16 protein-coding genes and 1 pseudogene are annotated in these 18,466 nt (G+C 68.7%); 10 read left to right on the forward strand and 7 right to left on the reverse strand.

Annotated features, from left to right (window positions below; all coding sequences use genetic code 11):
• Positions 1-260: 260 nt before the first annotated feature.
• A complete protein-coding gene (locus tag EV374_RS30625; protein ID WP_132240641.1) occupies positions 261-782 on the reverse strand; it encodes a hypothetical protein in 522 nt (173 codons plus the stop codon).
• Between the two features lie 113 nt (positions 783-895).
• Here EV374_RS30625 and EV374_RS30630 point away from each other — a divergent pair, with 113 nt between their 5' ends.
• Positions 896-1,471, forward strand: coding sequence for an Eco29kI family restriction endonuclease (locus EV374_RS30630; protein WP_132240642.1), 576 nt, complete (start codon positions 896-898; stop codon positions 1,469-1,471).
• 218 nt (positions 1,472-1,689) lie between these two features.
• On the opposite strand, the gene EV374_RS30635 is transcribed toward EV374_RS30630, so the two are convergent.
• Positions 1,690-3,141: a WD40 repeat domain-containing protein gene (locus EV374_RS30635; protein WP_132240643.1), complete on the reverse strand. Its 1,452-nt coding sequence runs from the start codon at positions 3,139-3,141 to the stop codon at positions 1,690-1,692.
• 146 nt (positions 3,142-3,287) lie between these two features.
• Between EV374_RS30635 and EV374_RS30640 the strand changes: the two genes are divergently transcribed.
• Positions 3,288-3,644, forward strand: a complete 357-nt coding sequence (locus EV374_RS30640) for a nucleotidyltransferase family protein (protein WP_486486049.1) — start codon at positions 3,288-3,290, stop codon at positions 3,642-3,644.
• Here the strand turns inward: EV374_RS30640 and EV374_RS30645 are convergent.
• Entirely contained in the window at positions 3,627-4,136 is a 510-nt protein-coding gene (locus EV374_RS30645; RefSeq protein WP_132240645.1) for an NAD(P)-binding protein, read from the reverse strand. The genes EV374_RS30640 and EV374_RS30645 overlap by 18 nt on opposite strands.
• 66 nt (positions 4,137-4,202) lie before the next feature.
• On the opposite strand from EV374_RS30645, the gene EV374_RS30650 reads away from it, so the two are divergent.
• The 3 genes from EV374_RS30650 (at position 4,203) to EV374_RS30660 (ending at position 7,785) form a co-directional block, all read left to right on the forward strand.
• Entirely contained in the window at positions 4,203-5,738 is a 1,536-nt protein-coding gene (locus EV374_RS30650; RefSeq protein ID WP_132240646.1) for an MFS transporter, read from the forward strand.
• The gene (locus EV374_RS30655; RefSeq protein ID WP_132240647.1) at positions 5,722-6,309 is read left to right on the forward strand and encodes a TetR/AcrR family transcriptional regulator; all 588 of its coding nucleotides are present in this window, start codon (positions 5,722-5,724) and stop codon (positions 6,307-6,309) included. The genes EV374_RS30650 and EV374_RS30655 overlap by 17 nt, the downstream gene beginning before the upstream one ends.
• Positions 6,310-6,411: 102 nt before the next feature.
• A complete protein-coding gene (locus tag EV374_RS30660; RefSeq protein ID WP_486486050.1) occupies positions 6,412-7,785 on the forward strand; it encodes a flavin monoamine oxidase family protein in 1,374 nt (457 codons plus the stop codon).
• A gap of 787 nt (positions 7,786-8,572) precedes the next feature.
• Here EV374_RS30660 and EV374_RS30665 read toward each other — a convergent pair.
• On the reverse strand, positions 8,573-9,823 hold the full coding sequence (locus EV374_RS30665; protein WP_132240649.1) for a S8 family serine peptidase: 1,251 nt from the start codon (positions 9,821-9,823) through the stop codon (positions 8,573-8,575).
• A 210-nt stretch (positions 9,824-10,033) separates the two neighbouring features.
• On the reverse strand, positions 10,034-11,290 hold the full coding sequence (locus EV374_RS30670) for an MFS transporter (RefSeq protein WP_486486046.1): 1,257 nt from the start codon (positions 11,288-11,290) through the stop codon (positions 10,034-10,036).
• Between the two features lie 240 nt (positions 11,291-11,530).
• Here EV374_RS30670 and EV374_RS32815 point away from each other — a divergent pair, with 240 nt between their 5' ends.
• The 3 genes and pseudogenes from EV374_RS32815 to EV374_RS33055 form a co-directional block, all read left to right on the forward strand.
• A complete protein-coding gene (locus tag EV374_RS32815) occupies positions 11,531-11,704 on the forward strand; it encodes a hypothetical protein (protein WP_165947950.1) in 174 nt (57 codons plus the stop codon).
• Between the two features lie 398 nt (positions 11,705-12,102).
• A complete protein-coding gene (locus EV374_RS30675) occupies positions 12,103-12,678 on the forward strand; it encodes an NADPH-dependent F420 reductase (RefSeq protein ID WP_132240650.1) in 576 nt (191 codons plus the stop codon).
• A 23-nt stretch (positions 12,679-12,701) separates the two neighbouring features.
• Positions 12,702-12,920 (forward strand): annotated as a pseudogene (locus tag EV374_RS33055) (decarboxylase); the annotation flags it as partial.
• On the opposite strand, the gene EV374_RS33060 reads toward EV374_RS33055, so the two are convergent.
• Positions 12,864-13,148 carry a hypothetical protein gene (locus EV374_RS33060; RefSeq protein ID WP_207914676.1) on the reverse strand — a complete coding sequence of 95 codons (285 nt, stop codon included), beginning with the start codon at positions 13,146-13,148 and terminating at the stop codon, positions 12,864-12,866. The pseudogene EV374_RS33055 and the gene EV374_RS33060 sit on opposite strands and share 57 nt — an antisense overlap.
• Before the next feature lie 165 nt (positions 13,149-13,313).
• On the opposite strand from EV374_RS33060, the gene EV374_RS30685 reads away from it, so the two are divergent.
• Positions 13,314-14,990, forward strand: coding sequence for a cellulose-binding protein (locus EV374_RS30685; RefSeq protein ID WP_486486047.1), 1,677 nt, complete (start codon positions 13,314-13,316; stop codon positions 14,988-14,990).
• Between the two features lie 193 nt (positions 14,991-15,183).
• Positions 15,184-16,416 carry a S1 family peptidase gene (locus tag EV374_RS30690; protein WP_132240651.1) on the forward strand — a complete coding sequence of 411 codons (1,233 nt, stop codon included), beginning with the start codon at positions 15,184-15,186 and terminating at the stop codon, positions 16,414-16,416.
• Positions 16,417-16,522: 106 nt separating this feature from the next.
• Here the strand turns inward: EV374_RS30690 and EV374_RS30695 are convergent, their stop codons facing one another.
• On the reverse strand, positions 16,523-18,391 hold the full coding sequence (locus tag EV374_RS30695) for an ABC transporter ATP-binding protein (RefSeq protein WP_132240652.1): 1,869 nt from the start codon (positions 18,389-18,391) through the stop codon (positions 16,523-16,525).
• Positions 18,392-18,466 lie beyond the last annotated feature (75 nt).

An 18,466-nucleotide genomic window follows, 5' to 3' on the forward strand; every position in this document is an offset into this window, starting at 1 on the left:
CGGCGGGTCCGGGCGGGCTGTTCGGTCGGGGGCCGTCATGCGGTCGTGCGGTGGGGGCGACCCTTCCGAGTTGTCCGCGCGGCGAGCGTCGGTCGGAAGGGGATTTTGCCCAGCCGTCGCCGCTGCGAAGCGGCGGGTAGCGGGGCGTGTCAGCTCACCGCCGGGCACGCGCACCGGTGAATCAGCCGATGTCGGCATGTACGGCGATCAAGTTTCGGCTTGTAGCGCGGCCCGCTGGCTGACCAAGATCGTGTTCGAGGTCAGCCTCTGCGTAGGGCCTGTGCGATCTGCCGCGCCGCCTTGGGAGCGACGACCGTCACGGCTACAGCAGTTGCGGTGATGGCGATACCGCCGATCACCACCATCTTGTTGGACAGCCTGTCGGAGAGCGAGCTGAGCATGTTCCTGCTCTCGGTGTCCTTTGCGCCTTCCATCTGCACAAGCTGCATCAGTAGGTCGAGCACGTGCCGCTGCTGCTCCCATTCCAGGTCTTGCGCGAGCACATCCCGGAAAATGTCCCGAGTGTCCTGGCAGGCATGGTGGAACGACTCCTGACTTTGGCTGTTGGCCTCGAGCGTGGCGTGGTGATGCCGTTCCAGAACGTCGAGCGCGTCAGTGGCAAGTTCCCTGAAGTTGTCCATCTCCCCGATGCGCCGACGCACCACGTCGATGTCCGTGTCCGGCATCGTGGACGCTATGTGCAGCAGCTCGTTGCCCTCGTACGCCTCCGCTCCGGGACCGGGAACGGCCGCCTCGACTTTCTCTTCGCCCTCGTAGCCCACGCAGCTCCCCGTTCTAACAGACAGCACCGATTCCACAGCAGCGCGCGGGCTAGGTGATCCGGCTCCTCGCAGGACAGAGTGTACGTAGAGCAAGCTAGGGCGCACGACGTGAGATGCTCCCGTACGACGCCGAGGTGAGCCGACTCGAACAGGCAGTAGGCCGTCTTGATCCAGTCTTGAAACCGAGCAGCCTTTTCGATCCCAGCGCGCCGGCCACGACTGGTCGCATCGTCGCACTCACGACGATCGCCCAGCGGCGGCATCCGCTGGTCTCACTTCAGCCCTTCTACGGTGTCGGCGTCTACGCGCTCTACTACAGGAGCCCCTTCGACGCTTACTCACTGCTCTCCGGCACGGAACAACCGATCTACGTCGGCAAGGCCGACCCTAAGGACGTCGCGGCGAAGGACGCGGTCAGCCAGGGAACCAGCCTGTTCGACCGTCTCAACGAGCATAGGAAGAACATCGCGAAGGCCACCTCGACGCTAAGCGAGGAGGATTTCGATTGCCGCTTCCTAATCGTGCAGACGGGATACCAGCGTGCGGCTGACTTGGCCGTCGACGGCGCGACCCCTCGAGGTGGTTACCGATCGAGGCCGTCATTGCTGACGGGATCGTCGAGGCTGGTATCAGGCCCCAGTCGTGAAGACTGCCTTAGGTGGTGGGGGCCGGGCTGTTGGGCGAGATGACCGTCGGTGCGCGCTTGGGGATCGGCGACGAGCAAATTTGTGTTTCGCCTGCTCGGCGGTGACCCGGTTCCGGAGGGCCGTGATGGCGGTGGCTGTCGGCTTCTCCGCCGTGAGGGCTGTCTCGCCAGCAGAGGCAGGACGGCTACACGAACGAGAAGACACGTTCCTCCGGGTCCACGACCGCAGCCAGAACCGCTCCAGGCGCGAGGGCCGGGTCATCAGCGCGGATTGTCTCGGCCTCGAAGGTGGCGAACCCAGTACCACTGATCCGCAGGCGGAGCTTCAACCCGGGATCCTCCCCACCAAGGTAATTGGACACGGTGAGGATCTCCGCCGTTGCGGCGACACCGGTAGCGGCGAGCTGGCGCGCGTCGCGGCGCGAGCGAGTGACCAGCCGCAAGCCCCAAACTCCGAAGCCGCCACCGACGATCGTCGCCAGTAGGCCCCCGACGAGCAGGCCCCAGAAGTCTGCGGCAGCCAGGCTCCGGCCCTGCGACACGACGACGAACAGCAGGGCCGGTCCGGGCAGACAGATCGCCAAGAACATCACTCGGCAAAGCAGTGCGCCGATCGGACCAATGCGCGTCTCCGCCTCTCGGGGTGCAGTCGTCACCCCCACAATCTAACGACCTGGTGCACGGTTGCGATCCCTTGAGCGTCGATGACGGTTGTTTGTGCCATGACCGATGCTGCGATCTGATGCCTCCGCCGTCGTAGTCGACGAGTTCCCAGGCGCTGCCGTAGGCGTCGACGAGCTCGCAGGTCAGATCGTAGACATCGCCGGTGGTGGGATCGGTCCAGCTCGTGGGGAGTTCGGAGGGGTACCTGTCCGGTGTGACTGAGCCCAGGTCCCGGTGGACGTTCAGGTCCCAGACCCGGACCCGCTCGCTGGCACTCGCCGCGAGCACGATCGTGCCGCCATGCCGGGTGCCGCAGGCGATCGAGGAGATGATGCCGATGTCGCGGCCGTCGAACAGCGGTGCTCCGAGCTGTAGGCGTCGTCGGACGTCCCACACCCGCACGTCCTTGCCGCCGCTGATCGCGATGATCTGCCCGGATACCTTGGCGAGTGCGACGGCATGCACCCTGCTGTCGTGACCGACCAACGTCGCCGCCGGTCGGTCGGGATCGTCGAGATTCCATAGCCGGACGGTGCCATCCCTGCCGCCGGAAACGGCGATCGGCCGGCTGCCGAGGACTCCGTATGCGACCGCCTCGACCTCGGAGTCGTGGCCGCGGAGCGGCTGGCCAATCTGCTGGCACCGGTCTAGGTCCCAGATTCGAACGGTGTGGTCCTCGCTGGCGGTAACGGCGATCGGGCGGCCGTGCATCGCCCCACAGGCCACGGATCTGATGACGGAGGTGTGGCCGCGCATCGGGCCGCTGAGCCGCCTTCCGGTTGCCGCATGCCAGACCTGTACGGTCTGATCGTAACCACCGGTTACCGCGATTAGCTCGCCGTTGAGCTGTGTGCAGGCGACATCACAAAGACCCAGGTTGACGCTGGTGTGGCTGAGCTGCCGTCGCTCCACCAGGTCCCACACCCGTAGACCACCGCCGACAACGACCGCCACCGGGCGCTTCCTCATCACCCCGTAGGCGATGCCTCCCCACACCGAACCAACGTCCGGGACGGTGAACGGGTCGCCCATCTGCTGATGGTCGTCCATGCTCCAGACCTGAAAGGAGTGGTCTCCGAGGGTGAGCGCGACGCGGCGGCCGTCGACGAGTCCACACACCCGATGCGGTATTGGCCTGGGTCTGTGCGGGAAAGAGAGCTGCGTGACCTGGCCCGGCGCAGCCGTTGGCCGGTGTCGTGCGGGATTCCGGCTTGCCGAATGCCTGGATCGGCGCGGGCGTTATCCGGGATCTCGTTCGCAGCGAGCGGTATGGCGACGGCGGCGCCCCTTCACGGGTGCGGGACGTCGAAGTCGTCTTCCTCGACCCGACAGACCCGAGCCGCGACAACGACGACCGGGTCACACCGAAGGCTGGCGACGACCTGGCGGGAGCCAGTGGGAGGCGAAGAACCAGCACAGCACCCGTCGCGGCCCGGTCACGTCCGGCGGGCGCTGTGGCAGGGCGGGCCTGCTGTGCTGGCTCGGTGGTCCGGGACAGCAGGTGGAAGGCGCGGTCGGGGGCACTGGTGGAGGGATCAACTCCGGTCTGCTGACCCGGCGGCTGGACCGGCCGCTACGCGGAGCACGTCTGATGTTGCCGGCGCCGAGTAGAGGGTCTGCGCTGTCGCGCCGTGCGGCGCTGGCCGGCACGTCGATCCAGACGCTGGTGTAACCGTTGAGATAGACGACTGTCCGATCGCGGTCAGGCGGCACCCGAAGCGGACGGGAACGACCGTCGAGGCGTAACGGTAGATAGCGCTCACCAGCTCGCCGCGACGCGCGAGCCGGTACCCCACAGGGCGTAGCTTGCCCAGGTTGCGACCTTCGCGCGTGATGCGGATATCCGGGGAGTTTCGCTCACCCGCTCGATGACGTCCCCTGGCCCCCAAGCCTTCAAGCAGCTGCCGGGCCGTGCGATCGAGTTGGATCTGATAGCCCTCGCGGTAGGGCTCGGCGACCGCGTCGACGACCGTCACCTTGTGCCCGACCCGGCGCATGGACAACGCCGCCACGCTCCCGGCGATCCCCGCTCCGACTACCAGCACACGCTTACCGCACCCTTAACTGACCATCCGGTCGGTTCAACAGTTCAGATGGTATAGTCTCTTGCTATGACCGCAACCCCCGCCCGAAGCCGCGCCGGCCGACGCGAATGGCTCTCCCTGGTGGTGCTCACGCTCGCCGTCGTGCTGCTGGCGGTCGACGGCACGGTGCTCGTCCTGGCGATCCCGGCGCTGACCGCGGACCTGCTGCCCACCTCGACGCAGGTGCTGTGGACCGGCGACATCTACTCGTTCATGCTCGCCGGCCTGCTGGTGACGATGGGTAACCTCGCCGACCGGATCGGGCGCAAGAAGCTGCTGCTGATCGGATCGGTCGGGTTCGGGCTCGCCTCGGTGGCCGCCGCGTTCGCGCCGAACCCGGAGATGCTGATCCTCGCGCGAGCGCTGCTGGGCCTGTTCGGCGCGACGATCATGCCGTCGACCCTGTCGATCCTGCGCAACATGTTCGAGGACCCCAAACAGCGGGCCAGCGCGATCGCGGTGTGGGCGGCCGGCGCGACCGGTGGCGCGGCGGTGGGCCCGCTCGTGGGCGGGGCGCTGCTGGAGAACTTTTGGTGGGGCTCGGTGTTCCTGATCAACGTGCCGGTGATGCTGCTCGTCCTGGTGTGTGGCATCGCGTTGCTGCCGGAGTCGAAAGGCCCTGCGGGCAAGAGCATCGACCTGGCCTCGGCAGTGCTGTCAGTGGTGACGATCGTCGCGATCGTGTATGCCATCAAGCACGCCGCCAGTGACGGCTTCGATGCCGCCGTCGCGGTCACTGCGGCGATCGGCCTCGCGGCGGGCGCAATGTTCGTACGCCGGCAGCGCCGGATCGAGCATCCGCTGGTGGACATCTCCCTGTTCAGGGTCCCCGCGTTCGCCGGAGCGGTCATGGCGGAGACGATCGCGGTCTTCGGCTTCATCGGTCTGTTGTTCTTCTTCTCGCAGTACCTGCAGCTCGTCCGCGGCCTCGGCCCGCTGCAAGCGGGCCTGGTGGAGTTGCCCGCGACGATTGCGTCGATGCTCGTCATCGCGATCGCCGCGACCGTGCTCACCCGCCTGGGTCGCGGCCGCGCCATTGCCGTGTCGATGATCGTCTCGGCGTCCGGACTCGCCCTGCTGGCTGCCGCCGAGAATGCTTCCGGCTACTGGCTGCTGTGCGCCGCGCTGTCCATCTGCGGCCTGGGCGCCGGTCTGAGCATGACGCTGTCCACTGACGCCGTCGTCGGCGCCGTTCCCAAGGAGCGGGCAGGCGCCGCGTCATCGGTGTCGGAGACCGCCTACGAGCTGGGAGTCGCCCTCGGTATCGCCGTGCTCGGATCGCTGCACAACGCCCTCTACCGGGCCGACCTCGACCTACCCGCCGGGCTACCCGAAGTCGCGCGTAACGCTTTCACCGACTCCCTCGCCACCGGCGCCGCCGTCGCCGCGCAAACTGGTGACGAACTGGCCGCCACCATGAACGCGGCGCAACACGCCTTCACCGAGAGCATGCAGGTCACCTCCCTGGTCGCTGCGGTGCTCCTGCTGTTGGCATCCGCCGTCGCGTGGCGATTGATTCCCTCGACCAAGGAAGTGGAGACCCTGCATGGCCGACACCACTAGACGACCAGCGACCCGCGACCGGGAACGCACCCGCCAGGCCGTCATCGCCGCGACCGAACAGCTGCTGCAAGAGCGCGGAATGCGGTTCAGCATCGCCGACGTCGCCGCCGCCGCCGAGATCTCCAAGGGCGGGGTGCTCTACCACTTCCCCAACCGAGACGCGCTCCTCGTCGCGGTGGTCGAGCATGCCATCGCCCGCTTCCGCAGCGAGGTCATGCACCACACCGACATCTCCGAAAACCGCGCCGGCAAGCTGCTGCGCGGCTACGTCCGCGCACTCTGCGGCGGCAGCGAAGAAGCCGTCCGGACCTTCGCTCCCTTCACCCACTGGGCCGGCATCGAGGAAATCCCCGAGATCGCCACACTGCTGCGCGCCGACGCCGAATGGTGGCGCACCACCCTACTCAAAGACGGACTACCCGCCAGCCGGACCCACACCGTCCGCTTCGCCGCCGAAGGCGTCGCCGCCGCCATCGCAACCGACGTCTCCTACATCACCGACGACGAACTCACACTCACCCGCACCGCACTCCTCGAACTGGCCGAACCCGAACCCGACGCGCGCCCCTGATCGATGCGATGACACCTGGCGTTCGTCGCCGCACTCAGAGCAGACACATGCCGGGCAGGGCAGGGCTGCGTTGACCCGCTACTGGACGAGAGACATCGCGACATCGGAAGGAGCACGACCATGAACATCGCCAGCACCCGATCCGCCGACGTCGTCGTCGTCGGTGCCGGGCTCGCAGGGCTCACAGCGGCAGATCAACTCGCCCGCGCGGGGCATGACGTCGTCGTCCTCGAAGGGCGCGACCGGATCGGCGGAAGGATCCGCAGAACCGAAGTTGCGGGTGTCTGCGTTGATGCCGGCGCGACCTGGGTGGCGCCAGGCCACACCGCGGTACGCGATCTTGCAAGCCGCCTCGGCTGCGAGTTCGTGCCCCAATTCCATCAGGGCAAGGGAATCATCTCCTTCGGTGGCAGGCGCAGGATCGAAAGCATCACCGCCCTGGCCCCCTGGGTCATGCTCGACCTCTGGCGAATCACGAGCAAGCTACAGAAGCCGGTCGACGCCCTTCCCGTCTCGTCCCCCTGGGAACACCCCCGTGCCGCACAGCTCGACTCGATGTCGTTCGGAGAATGGCTGACGGCGAACCACGCCTTGAAGAACACCCGAAAATTCATGAACATCTTCAGCCTGGTGCACTGGGGCGCGCCCGTCGGCGACGTGTCCCTGTTCAACGTGCTGCGATACATCAAGAACCTCGGCGGCATCGAACACATGCTCGCCGTCGAAGGCGGTGACCAGCAGGACCGGGTGCTGGGCACCACCTACACGCTGGTCGAGAGGCTCGCCGACACGCTGGGCTCCCGTGTGCTGGTAGGCGCCCCCGCCGAACGCATCACCACGGTCGGTGAACGCGTCACGGTCGAGACCAGCAACCACACGATCGAAGCCCGGTACGTCATCGTGACGGCGTCACCGACCCACCGCTCGACGATCGAGTTCACGCCGGAACTCCCACAGCGCCACTACGGCCTCTCCCGCAGCTGGCGGCTGGGAGCGCTCAGCAAGGCATTCGTCGCCTACAGCCGCCCTTTCTGGCGAGACGGCAGCCTCTCAGGAACAGCGATGTCCGACGACGAGACCGTTTTCCTGACCTTCGATGTCAGTCCCAACGCCAACGGCCCCGGCATCCTCATGGTGTTCTGCGACGCACGCGCATTCGACGGATACGACGAGGACGAGCGCCGCCGCCGCGTCGTCAGCCACCTCGTCCACCTGTACGGTGAGCCCGCACGCCACACCAGCGACTACACCGATTTCTCCTGGGGCAACGACGCATTCGCACCTGGCGGGCCGAATCCGGCAGTCGGACCGAAGGCATGGACAACATTCGGACAGCTGCTGCGCGAACCGGTAGGACTCGTGCACTGGGCCGGTACCGAGACAGCCGACGAGACCTCCGGCAGCATGAACGGCGCAATCCTGTCCGGCCAGCGCGCAGCAACCGAGGTAGCCACCCGCCTACACATCGGGCGGTGACTACGGCTTTCACGCGGCCAAAGAGGCGATACAGGACCTCATGCGGATGCTTGGTGAGCGCTGCGCCACGGTGGCAGGGCAGGGCCCTTCCCCGCTTGCCGGGATGCCGCCCGGCCCCGCTCAGATAGGACATCGTCAGTGGGGCCTTCGTGCGCGGCCCGCGTGGCGGCGTTTCGAGTGGGCCTTGGCGCTGCTTGTGGCTGAGGAGGGCTTCCACCGGGTGTGGCGGTGCGTGCCGTCGCTGCTGGGTTCTTTTCCGTCAAGTGCTGGTGCGATACGTCGCGGGTATGGGTCAACTGACGGCGGATCTCTTCGCCGGGTTTGCCGGCGTCGAGGACCAGGCGTGCGGTGGCTTCCGCGCCTCACGCTGGGATTCGGGTAGGACGCTGGTGATAGACGTCGGCGGTCAGTTGGATGGTGGCGTTGTCCGAGCTGGTCCTGCACGAGTAATGGCCCATCGACAAGTGAGGATGAATCTGGTCCGCAGGGCGTGGACCTGCGAAGACTCCGGCGGACCTGGACAGATCCAAGAGTTTGTTGACGAACGGAGTTTCTGGCAGCGCCGCTAAACCCGGAGGGATTGTCATGGCCCGTGACTACGGATCAGAAGGTTAGGGGTGCGAGTCCCTTCGGGCGCACTACACGATCAAGGCCGTGACCAGCGGAACGCTGGTCACGGCCTTGATCGCTTCTGCGGGTTGGGGCGGGAGCCTCCCAGGAGCCGGATGTCGCGGCCGACCTGGGCCGGCGCAGGGGGGCCGAGCGGGGGCGGGACGTCAGGGCCGGGTCAGAGCGCCGGGGACAGGTGCAGGAGACGGTTGGGCGAGCCGACCCCCGGGTTGATCACTACCGGGTTGGCGACGCTGAACAGGTAGCTGGCCACCTGGGCCGGAGTCCAGGTCGGGTTGTTGCTGAGCACCCGAGCGGCGACGCCCGCGACGAGCGGTGCGGCGTGTGACGTACCGCTGATCGTCTGGGTCGCGGTCATCGAGTTCCACCAGGCCGACGTGATGCGATCGCCGGGAGCGAAGATGTCCAGGCAGGGACCGAAGTTCGACCAGCTTGCCCGGTTGTCGTTCATCAACGTCGCGCCTACGGTCAGCGCGGCCGGCACCGAGGCGGGTGAGACGGTGCAGGCGCTCACGTTCGAGTTGCCGGCCGGAACAGTTACCGTGATGCCGTCGGCGACCGCGTTCGTCACTGCGGTGTTGAGCGCGACGGTGGGGCTGGTCAGCACGCCGATGTTCGCCACCGCCGGCTGCCCGGCGAGGTGGTTCGCGATCATCCAATTGATCCCGTTGATCAACATTGACAGCGTGCTCGGCAGGGCGCAGTCGAACACCTTGACCGCGACCGGCACGACGTTCTTGGCCGCCCCGTAGGTCGTCCCGCCGACGGTGCCGGCGACGTGGGTGCCGTGCCCGCTGCAGTCGTTGGCCGGAAGCATGCCGTCGACGGCGTCGTAGCCGTACACCGCCTGGCCGCCGAAGTCGGCATGGCCGATCTGGATCCCGCTGTCCACGATGTACGCGCGGACGCCGGTCCCGACACTGGTGAAGTTGTAGGTGCCACTGAGTCCCAGCGGTGCGTCGATCCGGTCGAGGTTCCACGGCGCGTTCGTCTGGGTGGTGGCCAAGCTGGTCAGACGGTCCTGCTCCACGACCGCTACCGCCGGGTCGGCGGCCAGCCGGCGGGCCACCAGCTCGGAGGTCCGCACGGAGAAGCCGTTCAGCGCGTCGCGCCAGACCTGGTCCGGGCGGAAGCCGTACCGGTCGGCGAGGCGGGACACGCCAGCCTGCCGATCGGTGACCGTAACGTCGCTGTCCTTGAGGGTGACCACGTAGCTGCCGGGCACGGCGGTGGCGTTGCCGGTGCCGAGGATCTCGCCGGTCGTCCCGGACCGCGCCTCGGTGACGGGTGTCGCAGTGGCCGGTCCGGCAGCCACCGTGAGGAGCAGGACCGTGGTGGCGAGCGTGGCCATGGCGGCCGTTCCGGCTCGACGCTCGCGGGCGAAGATCGTGTGGCGGTGGAGCCTCATCTCCCAGCCTCCCTTTGTTCCGGCCATTACGGCGGGCGTACGACGCGCCGATTGAATGGTCCGGACGGTTTTGCTGGATCGTACAGTCGATATGTGGCCCGATTCCATCGTGGAATCACGATTTCAATCGACGGAAGTCTTTTTCGGCGTGGAGTGGGAAGATTTCTGGCTCGATGTATCAGGGCTGCTTCCGGGGCCTCGACAAACGGGTCACCGCCTGGTCAGGCTCGTCAGGACGCCTACGAGCGTGACCAGGGCGATGACCTGCGTGACGGCCACCGCAGTCGTCAGACTTGCCGGCGAGAGCTCGTACAGGAATCCGGCTGCGGCACCGCCGGCCAGCGCCCCTGCGCCCTGCACTGCGGCGAACACCCCGTACGCGGTCGCTCTGCGGTCCCGTGGCACGAGATCGGCGACCAGTGCCTTGACGGTGGAGTCCTGCACACCCACGGCGGCACCCCACAGCAGGACCCCCGCCGCTGCCAGCGGCAGACCACCGCCGAACAGCAGGGCGGGCACGGCGGCGATCAGCACCGGAAGCGCGATCAGCACCCGTGGGCCGGTCCGGTCGTAGAGAGCGCCGGTGAGGAGGGCGGCGAGCGCGCCGGCGGCCATCGCCGCCGCGTACATCAGCGGCACCGTCGCGGTCGCGACGACGCCCGCACGGACGAGGTGGAAGCCGATCAGCCCGAATGTCACCAGGCCGGCTGTGCACAGCGCCATCGCCGCCGCGAACCAGTGGAACACCGCCGGCAACGGCGTCCGGGGCGCCGCCCGGGTGGCGGGCGGGTCGGATGACGCCGAGGGGGTGCCGCCGGCCGGTGCGTTGCTCGCGGCCGGCACGTCGGTACGCGCCCGAACGGCGAGCAGCAAGAGCATCGCGACGACGCCGGGCAGGGCAAGGACGGCCAGCGCCGGCCAGAGGGTCCCCGCGGCCATCGCGACGACCGCGGCGACGAGCAGCGGACCGGCGAAGGCGCCGACCTGGTCGAGTGCCTTGTGGACGCCCAGACCTCGGCCCAACCCGACGCGGCTGGCGGCGTCGGCCAACAGCGCCGACTTGGCCGGGCTGCGGACCGCCTTGCCCAGCCGTTCGGCGAGGATCAACGCGGCGGCGACGGCCAGACCAGCGCCGCCCAGCAGCGGCGTGAAGGCGAGCAGCGGTACGCAGACCGCGGTCAGCCCGTACCCGAGGAGGGTCAACGACCAGTACCGGCGGGTCCGGTCCGCAAGCGGCCCGGACACCAGCCGCAGCAGCAGTGCCGCCGCCTCACCGGCGCCGGTGACGAGCCCGACGACGACAGCGGAGGCGCCCAGTGAGGCCAGCAGCGGCCCGTACACCGAGCGGGCGCCTTCGTACACCATGTCGGCGGCCAGGCTCACCACGCCGAACCCGACGACGACCCGCCACGCCGAGCCGCCGCCTGTGGCCACACCCGTCCGGGACCGCAACGGGCTGCGGGTCACCGTCCGCTCGCCTGCGGCGCCGCCAGCGACATCCACTCCAGCGGCGTCATCCCCACGACCCACGTCCGAACGCACGTCGGCATTATCCGCAACGGGTGGCGGCAGGAAGCAGGGCAGGTCTCGGGTGGCCGCCCCGGCGCCTCTCGTCGTAGGCCGTCGTTGGCCGGTGCCACCCTGTGCCGCGTACGCCCGATGGGCGGCCGACGGGCGGTGACGGCCGTCGCGGCCGATACTTGGTCGATGACCAACCCTGATCTCGACCCGGAGCTGTATCCACCGCTCGATCCTCGGCAGCCCGTGCCCGACGACGCGGCGCAGCTACTTCCCGACACGCCCGACGAGTTGCCGGAAGCACCCGTCGAACCGCTGCCGGACGACGGTGACCAGGCCGGCGGGGTCCGCGAACCGGCCTGATCGGCCGCGCGGGCCGGAGGCCACCGGGGCCGGGGAGATGTGTTCGTCCACTGCTCCGGCCTGATGCCGCTCTGGACGACGGACGCGGATCGGCGACGGTGACGTCGGTGGCGCGTGGCGAGCCGCGTACGGCCCTACATCCAGATGTGCTCCTCAGCGATGGCCCCGTCGCGCCACTTTGCCACCGTCACCATCCGGCCACCGTCCTCGAACTGTCCTGACGCGATCCCCTCGGCGAGTGGCGATAACGTCTCCAGGCGAGGCTACAGCGACCCACGGAAAGCGTCGTCGGATCGTCAATTCACCCCGTCACGTGCGGGGGTCGTGGAAAAATGGCGACGCGGTGCACTGCGGGCGCAGCTTCTTTCTGAATCACCGACCAGTTGTTGGGAAGCTTCATGGCGCACATCTCGATCATCGGTGCCGGCAAGATGGGACAGGCCATCACGGCCGCTCTCACCAGGGACGACAACGTGGTCGACCTGCTCGGCAAGGGGGATGCCGACAAGCCGGTCGACGGCGACATCGTCGTGCTCGCCGTGCCCTACCCGGCCGTGGATCAGGTGCTGGCCCAGCGTCCCGGCCAATTCGACAACAAGATCGTCGTCGACATCACCAACCCGCTGAACTCCGAGACCTTCGACTCCCTGACCGTCCCTGCCGACTCCTCGGCGGCCGAGGAGATCGCCGCCAAGCTGCCGAACTCCCGACTGCTCAAGGCATTCAACACCACGTTCGCCGGCACCCTCGCCGAGGGAACCGTCGGCCCGTTGACCACCACGGTTCTGGTCGCCGGTGACGACGCGGACGCCAAGGCGACCCTCGTCGGCGTGGTCAACGCCAGTGGCCTGAAGGCGATCGACGCCGGCTCGCTCAAGCGCGCCCGGGAGATGGAGGCTATCGGCTTCCTGCAGATAAGCCTGGCGTCAAATGAGAAGGTCCCCTGGTCCGGCGGCTTCGGCATCGTCGACTGATCCCCGGTTCACCAACGACGCCAATCGCCGCGGCCGTCGCCGATCTGATCGCCGACGGTGAAGCGGTCGTCGTCGACAGCGGTGCCTGCCTGGAGGTCGCCCGGCTGCTCGTCCCGCGTCGGCTCACCGTCATGCCGCTCTCGATGCACGCGGCCAACGCCCTGACCGGCGCGCCTCAGCTGCGGCTACTGCTGCCCGGCGGTGAGCCCCGCCGCGACGAGCTCGCCCTCACCGGTGCTCTTCATCGACGACACCACCGTCAACATCCACGCCGCCGAACGCCTCGGCATGCACACCCACCAGTTCACCGGGCCTGCGGGGGCGGCCCAGGCGATCAGCCGGGTGCGCCGGGGTCCGACGCCAGGCTCCAGCAGGACGATCACCGCCAGGAACCCGGAGGCTGCCGCCAGCGCCCGCATCACGTTCTTGCTGTAGGGGCCGCCGGCGTCCGGCGTCGCCGTATGCAACAAACCTGCACGTCTCCGCACTTGCCTCGCCGGCAAGCGCTTTCCTAGCCTGTGTTTCATCGATGTTTCGATCCCTGACCGGGCTGAGGGTACGGACACGAAGCCGCATGCGGTGTCGGGCTGTGCAGGTAGTGCCCCGCACCGTGCTCACTCCTGAGGAGTCCAACAGTGCGAACCACAGTGCGACACAAGCTTCTTGCCGGCGGCACCGCCGTGGCTGCCGCAGCCGCGCTCGCCGCGGCGCTGCCGATGACCCAGGCGTCTGGTGCGGCTGGCGGCCCCAGCCCCGCATCGGTCGGCGTCAACGCGACGAACCTCAGCCTCGGAGCCGGCTCCGACGGCTCCAGCAAGGCCAGCGGCACCAGCTACGGCAACGTGCTCGACGGCAACATGAGCACCTACTGGTCGCCGACCGGCTCGACCGGCCGCATCTCGATCAAGTGGGACACCGCCACCACGGTGGCCTCGATCAACATCCGGGAGGCGGCCGGCGCCGTCGGGGTCATCGGCTCCTGGCGGGTCGTCAACAACGACACCGGCGCCACCCTGGCCAGCGGCAACGGGGCCGGGGTCATCAACTTCGCCGCCACGTCGCTGCGCAAGATCAACTTCGAGATCACCGGCTCGACCGGTACGCCGAGGGTCGCCGAGTTCGAGACGTACGCCTCGGGCGGGACCACCCCGCCGACCACCCCGCCGCCCACGACACCCCCGCCGACCACCCCGCCGCCGACCACGCCACCGCCGACCACCCCGCCGCCGTCGAGCGGCACGCTGTACGTGGCGCCGACCGGCACCGACAGCGCGTCCGGCACGCAGGCGAACCCGACGACGCTCACCTCCGCGATCGCCCGGATCGCTGCCGGCGGCACGATCTACCTGCGCGGCGGCACCTACCGCTACTCGCAGACCATCACCATCGGCCAGGGCAACAACGGCACGTCGAGCGCGCGCAAGAACATCTTCGCCTACCCGGGCGAGACCGCGATCCTGAACTTCTCGGCCCAGAGCGAGGACCCGGCGAACCGTGGTCTCGCGTTGGGCGGATCGTACTGGCACATCCGCGGCATCGTCGTCGAGCGGGCCGGGGACAACGGCATCCTGCTCGCCGGCAACAACAACATCATCGAGCGTACGGTGACCCGCCACAACCGGGACTCGGGGCTTCAGCTCTCGCGGCTGGTGGCCAACGCGCCCCGCGACCAGTGGCCGTCCAACAACCTCGTGGTCAGCACCGTGTCGCACGACAACGTCGACTCCGACGGTGAGGACGCCGACGGTTTCGCCCCGAAGCTCACCGTCGGTCCCGGCAACGTCTTCCGCTACACCGTGGCCCACAACAACATCGACGACGGTTACGACCTCTACACGAAGAGCGACACCGGGGCCATCGGCGCGGTGACCATCGAGTCCTCCCTCGCCTACGACAACGGCACCCTCAGCAACGGCGGCCAGGCCGGGGCCGGCGACCGCAACGGCTACAAGCTCGGCGGCGAGGACATCGGGGTGAACCACATCGTCCGGGGCAACATCGCCTACGACAACGGCAAGCACGGCTTCACCTACAACCGCAATCTGGGCAGCATGCAGGTGTCGAACAACGCCAGCATCGGCAACACCGAGCGCAACTTCACCTTCGACGGCGGCTCCTCGGTGTTCCGGAACAACACCTCGTGCGACGGCGGCTCGAACGACAAGATCATCGGTAGCTCCGACAGCTCGAACCAGTTCTGGTCCGGCACCAACGGATCCCGGTGTGCCCAGTACTCCGGCGCCCTGGGCTGGTCCTTCGCGTCCGACGGTCGCCTCGTGGTGACCTTCGGCGGCAGGGTCGTCACGCCCTGACGAACGGTACGACGCCGGCGTCACCGCAGCGGTGACGCCGGCGTTCCGTCGGGTGCGGCCCGGCCGTGGCCGGGCCCGACCGGGGGAGTGTGTCGTTCCGGTAGGTAGGCATCGATATGTTTACATGCCTCCATCGACTCGTGTATGAAGGCTGCAAGCACGTCTGGGTGCTGGTTCCTCGGGAGGAGCGACGATGAAACATGCCATGCGCCGCCTACGAACGGCGGCGGTCGCGCTGGGCGCCTGCACACTCGGGCTGAGTCTGCTGTCGGCACCCGCCGCCGAGGCGTACTCGGTGCAACCTCTCGCGCCGCAATCCGAACGGGCACCCGAATCGGAGCAGTTCTCGGCGGAGGGCGTCACCACGGTCGGTGAACTCCGCACCGTCACCGGCACGCTCTCCTCCGCCGGCGACGCCCGTACGCAGGTCATCCGGCACCCCGGCGCGTCGTACGTCAAGGTGCACTTCAGCGCGCTGCGACTGGCCCACGGCGACTACGTCACCGTGGCGAGCCCCGACGGCCGGGAGAGCTACCGGTACGACCGCTACCTGAACCGGGCGACCGGCGCGGACTACACCACCGACGGACAGCCGGGCTTCTGGGCGATGTCGGTGGAGGGCGACACCGCGGTGGTGACGCTGCACAGCAGCCGCGCCTCGCGTGGCAACGTCGCGACCATCGACCGGTTCTGGCGCGGCTACGACCGCGCGGAGATCGCGCAGCACAACTTCTCCACGCAGTCCGTGTGCAGCACCGACGCCCGCCGCGACGTGGTCTGCTACCAGAACAGCCACCCCACCGAGTACGCCCGCGGCAGGGCCGTGGCGCGGCTGCTGATCAGCGGCGGCGGGATGTGCACCACCTGGCGGGTCGGCAACACCAACCGCATGCTGACCAACAAGCACTGCTTCTCGACGCAGGCCGCCGTCACCGGCAGCGAGATGCAGTTCAACTACCAGTGCGCCACCTGCGGCGGCTCGAACCCCGGCGCCGGCACCAAGGTGAGCGGGGCGACCCTCTACAAGGTGAGCAGCGGCGGCTCCAGCGAGCTGGACTACGCCCTGTACTCGGTGAACAACTTCACCAGCATCCAGAGCTTCGGCACGCTGTACCTGGCGACGACCGCCACCACCACCGGCACGCGGATGTACATCCCGGGGCACGGCGACGGCAGCCCGAAGCGACTGTCGATCTTCGAGGACACCCAGAACGGTGCGACGTGCACCGTGAAGAACGCGAACTACAACGCCTCGAACATCAGCTACAGCTGCGACACCTCCGGCGGCAACTCGGGCTCGCCGGTGCTGAATTCCAGCCACCGGGTGATCGCCCTGCACCACCTCGGCGGCTGCCCGTCGAACCAGGGCGCCAAGGCGCACCTGATCTACAACCAGATCGCCAGCCTGATCGACAACAACGGCTGACGACGACTGACGACGGCGGGCCGTCGGGGCGCGACACGCACCCCGGCGGCCCGTCCGCTCGTTCGTTCGTCGCCCCGGCACACCCCGGGCGACCACGGGGGACACGTCAGGCCGGCACCGGTTGATCGAACTGGGTGCGGTACAGCTCGGCGTACCGGCCGCCCCGGGCCAGCAGGTCGGGGTGCCGGCCGCGTTCCACGATCCGGCCCTGTTCGAGCACCAGGATCTGGTCGGCGGAGCGGATCGTGGAGAGCCGGTGCGCGATGACCACGCTGGTCCGCCCGGTCAACGCCTCACCCAGCGCCGCCTGCACCGCCGCCTCGGACGTCGAGTCGAGGTGTGCGGTGGCCTCGTCGAGGATCACCACGCGCGGGCGGGAGAGCAGCAGCCGGGCGATGGTGAGCCGCTGGCGTTCGCCGCCGGAGAGGCGGTACCCCCGCTCGCCCACGACCGTCTCCAGGCCGTCCGGCAGCGAGCGGATCAGGTCGGCCAGCCGCGCGCGGCGCAGCACGTCCCACAGGTCGTCCTCGTTCGCGTCCGGTCGGGCGTAGAGCAGGTTGGCGCGGATCGTGTCGTGCAGCAGGTGACCGTCCTGGGTGACCACGCCGAGGGCGTCTGAGACCGAGTCGCCGGTCAGGTCGCGGACGTCGCGCCCGGCGAGCCGGACGGCGCCGGCCTCCACGTCGTACAGGCGCGGCAGCAGTTGCGCGATGGTGGACTTGCCCGCCCCCGACGAGCCGACCAGGGCGACCATCTGTCCGGGCTCGGCGCGGAACGAGATCCCGTGCAGCACCTCCTCGCCGCCGCGGGTGTCGAGCTTCGCCACGTCCTCCAGCGAGGCCAGGGAGACCTTCTCGGCCGACGGGTACCCGAAGCGGACGTCGTCGAACTCCACCGCCACCGGCCCGTCGGGCAGCGGCCGGGCGTCCGGCTTGTCCTCGATCATCGGCTTGAGGTCCAGGATCTCGAAGACCCGCTCGAAGCTGACCAGCGCGCTCATGATCTCCACCCGCGCGCTGGCGAGCGAGGTCAGCGGCGCGTACAGGCGCGACAGCAGCAGGGCGAGCGCGACGACCGCGCCGGCGTCGAGCTGCCCGCCGATGGCGTACACGCCGCCCAGGCCGTACACCAGGGCCAGCGCGAGGGAACCGACCACCGTGAGGGCCGTGATGAAGACGGTCTGCAACATGGCGGTACGCACGCCGATGTCGCGCACGCGCCGCGCGCGGGCGGCGAACTCGGCGGACTCCTCCGCCGGCCGCCCGTAGAGCTTCACCAGCGTGGCGCCGGGCGCGGAGAACTTCTCGGTCATCCGGGTGCTCATCGCCGCGTTCAGGTCGGCCGCCTCCCGTTCGAGCCGGGCGAGCTTCCGGCCCATCCGCCGCGCGGGCAGCACGAAGATCGGCAGCAGCACCAGCGCCAGCAGGGTGATCTGCCAGGAGAAGGTCAGCATCACCGCGAGCGTCAGCAGCAGCGTCACGGCGTTGCCGACCACACCCGAGAGCGTGTCGCTGAACGCCTGCTGCGCCCCGATCACGTCGTTGTTGAGGCGCGAGACCAGGGCGCCGGTGCGGGTCCGGGTGAAGAACGCGACGGGCATCCGTTGCACGTGGTCGAAGACGGCGGTCCGCAGATCGAGGATCAGGCCCTCGCCGATCCGCGCCGACTGGTAGCGGGTGAGCAGCCCCAGCCCGGCCTCGGCGAGCGCGATCAGGGCGATCGCCACGGCCAGCCGCACCACCGTCGCCGTGTCGGTGCCGGAGACGATCGCGTCGACCACCCGCCCGGCCAGCACCGGTGCGGCGACGGTCAGCACCGCGGCCACGACGCTGCCCGCCAGGAACCACGCGAGCAGGCGGCGGTGCGGGCGGGCGAAGCCGCCGATCCGCCTCAGGGTCGCCTTGGAGAAGGGCCGCTGGTCACGCTGATGCATCGCGTGGTGCAGGGACATCCACGCGGTGACTTCCATGCTCATGCCGCGAACCTAGGACCTGTAGCGCGGTTGAGGTCAAGCGAGTTTGTCCCCTGTGGATGCGGGAGCGGAGGCGGT

Source organism: Micromonospora sp. CNZ303 (genome assembly GCF_004345505.1).